This is a genomic window from Streptomyces sp. S6, from assembly GCF_054880855.1.
In genome coordinates, this window is the sequence record NZ_JBTYMC010000374.1 from 1 (window position 1) to 5,788 (window position 5,788).

A 5,788-nucleotide genomic window follows, 5' to 3' on the forward strand; every position below is an offset into this window, starting at 1 on the left:
CCGGCGCACGCAGGTGTGCGTGGCGATGCCCGCGCCCCCCGTGCACGCCCCCGACCCGGACGCCGACACCGAGGACGACGGACTCCTCGCCCGGCTCGCGCAGGCCGCCGCGCTGGCCGCCGAACCCCTGCTGATGTACCAGGTCGAGCGGAACGTCGCGCTCACCCTCCAGCACAGCTTCCTGCCCCGCCCCGCCTGCCTGCCGAAACTCCCGGGCGTGGACGTCGAGGTGCGGTACGTGCCTGCCTCCCTGGAGGCCGAGATCGGCGGCGACTTCTACGCCGCGCTCACCACCGGCCAGGGTGTGCTGACGGCCGTCGGCGATGTCGTCGGGCACTCCCTGGACGCGGCGACGGTCATGGTCGAGATCCGGCACGCCCTGCGCGCCTACTGCATCGAGAACGGCGACCCCGGTGTCCTCGCGGCCCGCCTCGACCGCATGCTCCAGCGCTACCACCCCGAACTCACCGCGACCGTCTGCCTGACGCTGATCGACCCCGACACCGGCCGGGTCCGCGTCGCGAACGCCGGTCACATCCCGCCGCTGGTGATCGGTGACGGCGCCGCCGAGTACGTCGAGGCGAGCGGCCCGCTGCTCGGCCTCGGCCTGCCCAGACCGGCCCCCGTCGAACTCCAACTCGGCCCTGAACAACGGCTGTTGATGGTCACCGACGGCCTCGTCGAGACCCGCGGCACCGACCTCGCGCTCTCTCTGGAGCGGCTCCGCACCATCGCCGCGGGCGCCGCCGAGGGCCTCGACACCCTCTGCGACCTGCTGCTGTCCTGCTTCGCGGACGGCAGGGAGGACGACATCGCGATGCTCGCGCTGCGCCTGAGGTAGCCGATCCCCGCGAGGTTAAGGTGGCGGAAGCCGTCCGACAAGGAGTTCCGCCATGCCTCAGATCACCGTCGACCACTCCGCCGAACTCACCCCGGCCTTCGACCGCGCCGCGTTCGCCCGCGACCTGCACACCGCGGTCGTCGAGATCGCCGCCGCCAAACCGGAGGCATGCAAGACCCAGTTCCGCGCCGCCGAGTACTCCGCCTTCGGGTACGAGGGGGAGGGCCACGGCATCGTGCACGTCACCCTCGGTCTCCTCGCCGGCCGCACCCCCGAGGTCAAGGCCGAACTGACCGCCGCTGTGCTGGAGTTGCTCAAGAAGCACATCGCCGACGAAGGGATCGCCCTGCACGCCTCCGCCGAAGTCCGGGAACTGGACCCGTCGTACAAGAAGCTCCAGCGGTAACTCCCCGGCGGGCAACCGCCTTTACGACGCCAGCGCGATGAGCCGGACCGCCAGCATCCCGAACGGGCCGTCGGCCGGCTCTCCGCTCAGCACCGGGCGCAGCAGCTCCTTCAGCTCCTCGTCGAACGCGGCGGTCACGGCCGTCAACGCGGCGAAGTCGTGGACGAGTTGGAGCTGGAGTTCCTCGCGGGGGATGCGCCGGCCGTCCAGCCAGATCAGGGCCGTCGACTCGGCGAGGGAGATCCAGGAGCGGACGAGCAGTTCGAGCCGGGGCGGCGGGTCGCTGATGCCCAGGTGCGACAGGATGTGCTCGTACGCCTGCTGGCGCACGGAGTTGATGAGCGCGTTCGTCGTCGAGGAACCCACCGCCGGGCCACCGCGCAACAGGGCGGCGAACCCGGGGCCGTGGTCGTCGACGAAGTCGAAGTAGCGCCGCATGACCCGCAGCAGCCGGGTGCCGAGCGGGCCTTCCCGCGGCTCCGCGAACCGGCTCGCCAGATCCTCCGACGCGCGCTTCAACGCGGCCTCGTACAGGCTGAGTTTGCCCGGGAAGTAGTGGTACACCAGCGGCCGGGAGATACCGGCCGCCGCTGCTATCTCGTCGATCGACACCTCGTCCGGGGAACGCTGGGCGAACAGTTCGAGCGCGACGCCGATCAGCTGCTGCCGTCGCTCGTCGACGCCCATTCTCCGACGCACCCCGGTTGTCATGACGGCAACTTTACCGAGCCCCACCCCGCGCCAACCGCCCGGACCGGTACGGACGTTCACAAGTCGAGCACAAGACGCCCGCCGCGCGCCCGCGAGACGCAGATCAGCAGCGAGTCGGCGCGCTCCTCATCGGTGAGCAGCTCGTCCCGATGGTCCACCTCACCCTCCAGAACCCGCTGGCGGCACGTCCCGCAGAACCCCTGCTCACAGGAGTACAGCGTGTCCGGCAACTCCTTGCGCACGGCGGCCAGCACCGACGAACCGGCCGGAACCTTCACCACCCGTCCACTGCGCCGGAGTTCGACCTCGAAAGCCGTCCCGTCGGTCAACGGCCCACTCCCGCCGAACCGTTCGAGCCGCACCCCCGGCACCCGCTCCTCCACCGCCCGCGCGAGCCCCTCGGGCCCACAGCAGTAGACGGCCGTCCCCTCCGTCAACTCCCCGAGCAGCGAGTCCAGTTCGGGCCGTCCCTCGACCACCGTCACCCGGTCCGCCCCGAACTCCCCGACCTCCGCCAGGAACGGCATCGACGCCCGCGACCGGCCGCAGTACAGCAACCGCCACTCGGCGCCCGCCGGCAGCGCCCGCAGCATCGGCAGGATCGGCGTGATCCCGATCCCGCCCGCGACGAACACGTACGCGGGGGCGCCGGAAACGAGCGGAAAGCGGTTGCGCGGCCCCCGCACCTCGACCTCGTCGCCCACCCGGAGCCCTTCGTGCACCTCCCGCGACCCGCCCCGCCCGTCCTCGACGAGCCGTGCGGCGACCGTGTACGCCGAGGTGTCCGCCGGGTCCCCGCACAGCGAGTACTGCCGGACGAGCCCCGACGGCAGCACCAGATCGAGATGCGCACCCGGCTCCCAGCGCGGCAAGTCCCGCCCTTCGAGGCGCAGTCGGACGACACCTTCGGCGACCGTCTCGTGCGCCGCGATCAGCAGTCGCAGCCCGCGTGTGCGAGGCCGCCCGGAGACCGGCTCGTCCAGCGCGGGCATCGGCCACAGCGGCGAGGACCGGATGCGGCGGCGCAGCGAGCGCTTCACCAGCAGTGCCGCGCCGGCGACTGCCACCACCGTCCGCAGCCGGGGCGCCGGGAAAAGACGGGACCCCATCAGGCGGCCCTCTTCTCGGCGGCGAGCGCGGCCGGGGACGTCGCGAGGTAGGCGACGGCCTGCGCGGTCGACGCCTCCTGCGAGGGGTGGTAGGCGTGGCTGAGGTAGCGCGGGATCGACTTGAGCAGGTCACCCGTCGCGGGCAGCGTCCCCTGCCTGCCGCTCAGGTAGAAAGCCTTCACGCTCGCTTTTCCGCCCAGGACGCTCGGGTCGTTCTCCATGAAGTACCGCGTCCCGCGCTGCCACAGGAACACCAGCGTCGCGAACGCCGTCGCCCACGTCCGCACCCGGCGCCGGTACCCGCCGTCGACGTGCATGAACAGGTCGAACGCGACCGAGCGGTGCTCGACCTCCTCCGCGCCGTGCCAGCGCAGCAGGTCCAGCATCATCGGATCGGCGCCCCGCCGGTCCAGCTCCTCGGCGTTCAGGACCCAGTCCCCGAGGAACGCCGTGTAGTGCTCGATCGCCGCGATCAGCGCCACCCGCTCCATCAGCCACCAGCGCCGCGCCCGCCCCGGCGGGAGGGTCCGGTCGCCGAGGAGCTTCTCGAACATCCAGTCCACCTGCGCGGTGTACGGCGTCGGGTCGAGGCCCTGTTCCCGCAGGTGGGGGAGGACCTCGTCGTGCGCCTGCGAGTGCATCGCCTCCTGCCCGATGAACCCGATGACGTCCGCGCGCAGCCGCTCGTCCCGGATGTACGGCAGGACCTGCCGGTAGACGTGCACGAACCACCGCTCGCCCGCCGGCAGCAGGAGGTGCAGCACATTGATGGTGTGCGTGCTGAAGGGGTCCCCGGGCACCCAGTGTAGCGGGGTGTCCTCCCAGGAGAACGACACCTTCCGCGCCTTGAGGTCGACCCGCTCGCCCTCGACCGGCCGGGGCTCGTGCTTGTTAGACATAATGTCAATGTACTGATGGGTAGGCCAGGGGTGAACCCCCGCGCACGCCCGAATTTCAGCAACCGATTTCCGTCGGTCGCCGGCCACGGCCCTTACCGCAGCCCCTGGACGGCCTTCCCGCTCTTCAGCGTCCCCGCCAGGCTCGCCTGCACCCCTTGCTCGGTACGGGCGGCGAGGAGGTTGCCCTGCTTCGAGACCTTGAGCCCGCCCTCGGTGCGCACCGACGCCGTGTCCTTGTCCCCAGCGGCGAGCAGGAACCAGTGCCCCGCCTTCGACTTCCACAGCGCCCCGGCCAGCACATGCGGATCACGCGGACCGCACGCGGGCACGTCCACCGCCCGCGCGACGGCCGCTCCGATCAGCCCCTCCGGCGTGTGGAACTGGGCCAGCGCCCGCGCCCCGTCACCCCGCCAGGTCTCCGCACGCGTGCACACCCACTCCGCCGACCCCGTCCCGTCCGGCAAGGGCTGGCGCGCGAACTGCCAGACGTTCACGGCCCGTACGCCCTGCGCCCGCGCGTCGGCCAGCGAACACGCGTACGGCGCCCAGGTCTTGAGAGCCTCCGCACCGGTCGCGTCCCGCCCCGCGCCAGGCTTCCCCGAGGTGAGCCGCGCCGGGACCAACTCACCCAGGTCGCTGAGGAGTTGACGGCCCTCGCCGCCGGTCAGCTCCAGGACGTTCCACCCGGTGCAGGTGCCCTGCCTGGTCGCCGGGGAGACCGTCGGGGACGTCACCCCGCCGGTCAGCGTCAGGTCCATCACCCCGGCGCCCGGCTTCGACAGGTCCCGCTCACCGGCCTTGGTGACCCAAGGGGCCGTCAGGAAACGGACGTTGCCGTCGGCGCGGCCCAGCACGACCGCGCCCGCCTCGGCGCCGGACGCGCCGTCCACCCGGGCGAAGTCCAGCGCCGCCCCGGCCGTGCCGTCCTTCGGCTCGGCGTAACGGGCGATGCGCAGACCGTCGTACAGGATCACCACGCGGGCGTTGTCCACCGTTCCCGCGTACAGGAGTTGGGGCGGGCCCGCCGGGCCGCCGGTCGGGGTGTCGGGGGTCGCCGATACGTGGACCTGTTCACCGGGACGCGCCCAGACCGCGAGCGCGCGATGCAGCAGGGCGTCGTCACCGGTGAGTTCACCGCGCGCGGGCCACGCCGAGAAGTCCGTGCGCGACGACGTCCTCCACGCCACCGGCGAGACCTTCACCAGCCGCCCCGGGTCCAACGCGGCCTCCGCCGCAGGGTTCTTGGCGTACGACGGGGCCGCCGCGCCGTCCGGACCCCAGCCGCCGCCCGGCAGCGCCACCAGCGCCCCGCACACCAGGAGCGCGGCACCCGCCGCGAGCGCCGCCCGGCCGTGCTGGCGGCGGCGCATCAGGTCCGTCGGGCGGGCCTGGAGCGAACACGGGTCGAACTCGGGGGAGTCGAGCAGCGTGTACTCCGCGTCCACCTCGCCCGCCTCGCGCAACGCCGCGTCGATCGCCTCGACCCCGCACTCCCCGAGGACCTTCCGGACGTCGCCGTCGGGGAGTTGTTCGAGGCCGCGCAGCGCGAACGCCGCCCGCGCCGGGCCGTCCAGCTCCGACAGCCGCTGCTCCAGGGCGAGTTCGTCGGCTCCGCCCGACCGAGGGAACAGCCGCAGCCCCCGCACCTGCGGCAGCAGCGGCGGGAACTGCGCCCGCTTCGGCCACGCCCGGCGCTTCAGCGGCAACCCCGCGCAGCCGGTTCAGGCCCGCGCACACCGAACCGACCGTCATCACGGTCGCCTCGTCCTCCACGACGACCCCGACGCAGCCGGAGTCCCGCAGGATCCACTCGACCTGGTTC

General features: G+C 72.5%; 6 protein-coding genes. 2 read left to right on the forward strand and 4 right to left on the reverse strand.

Features of this window, described 5'->3' with window-relative positions:
• A partial coding sequence (locus ACVNF4_RS31500) for a PP2C family protein-serine/threonine phosphatase (protein WP_461806293.1) occupies window positions 1–841 on the forward strand: 841 nt, incomplete at its 5' end.
• 52 nt (window positions 842–893) lie between these two features.
• The gene (locus ACVNF4_RS31505; protein ID WP_461806294.1) at window positions 894–1,247 is read left to right on the forward strand and encodes a 5-carboxymethyl-2-hydroxymuconate Delta-isomerase; all 354 of its coding nucleotides are present in this window, start codon (window positions 894–896) and stop codon (window positions 1,245–1,247) included.
• 21 nt (window positions 1,248–1,268) lie between these two features.
• On the opposite strand, the gene ACVNF4_RS31510 is transcribed toward ACVNF4_RS31505, so the two are convergent.
• The 4 genes from ACVNF4_RS31510 to ACVNF4_RS31525 form a co-directional block, all read right to left on the reverse strand.
• The gene (locus tag ACVNF4_RS31510) at window positions 1,269–1,958 is read right to left on the reverse strand and encodes a TetR/AcrR family transcriptional regulator (protein WP_461806295.1); all 690 of its coding nucleotides are present in this window, start codon (window positions 1,956–1,958) and stop codon (window positions 1,269–1,271) included.
• Between the two features lie 56 nt (window positions 1,959–2,014).
• Entirely contained in the window at window positions 2,015–3,067 is a 1,053-nt protein-coding gene (locus ACVNF4_RS31515; RefSeq protein WP_461806296.1) for a PDR/VanB family oxidoreductase, read from the reverse strand.
• A complete protein-coding gene (locus ACVNF4_RS31520; RefSeq protein WP_461806297.1) occupies window positions 3,067–3,966 on the reverse strand; it encodes a metal-dependent hydrolase in 900 nt (299 codons plus the stop codon). Before ACVNF4_RS31520 ends, ACVNF4_RS31515 begins: the two co-directional genes overlap by 1 nt.
• Before the next feature lie 92 nt (window positions 3,967–4,058).
• Entirely contained in the window at window positions 4,059–5,672 is a 1,614-nt protein-coding gene (locus ACVNF4_RS31525; RefSeq protein WP_461806298.1) for a hypothetical protein, read from the reverse strand.
• Window positions 5,673–5,788 lie beyond the last annotated feature (116 nt).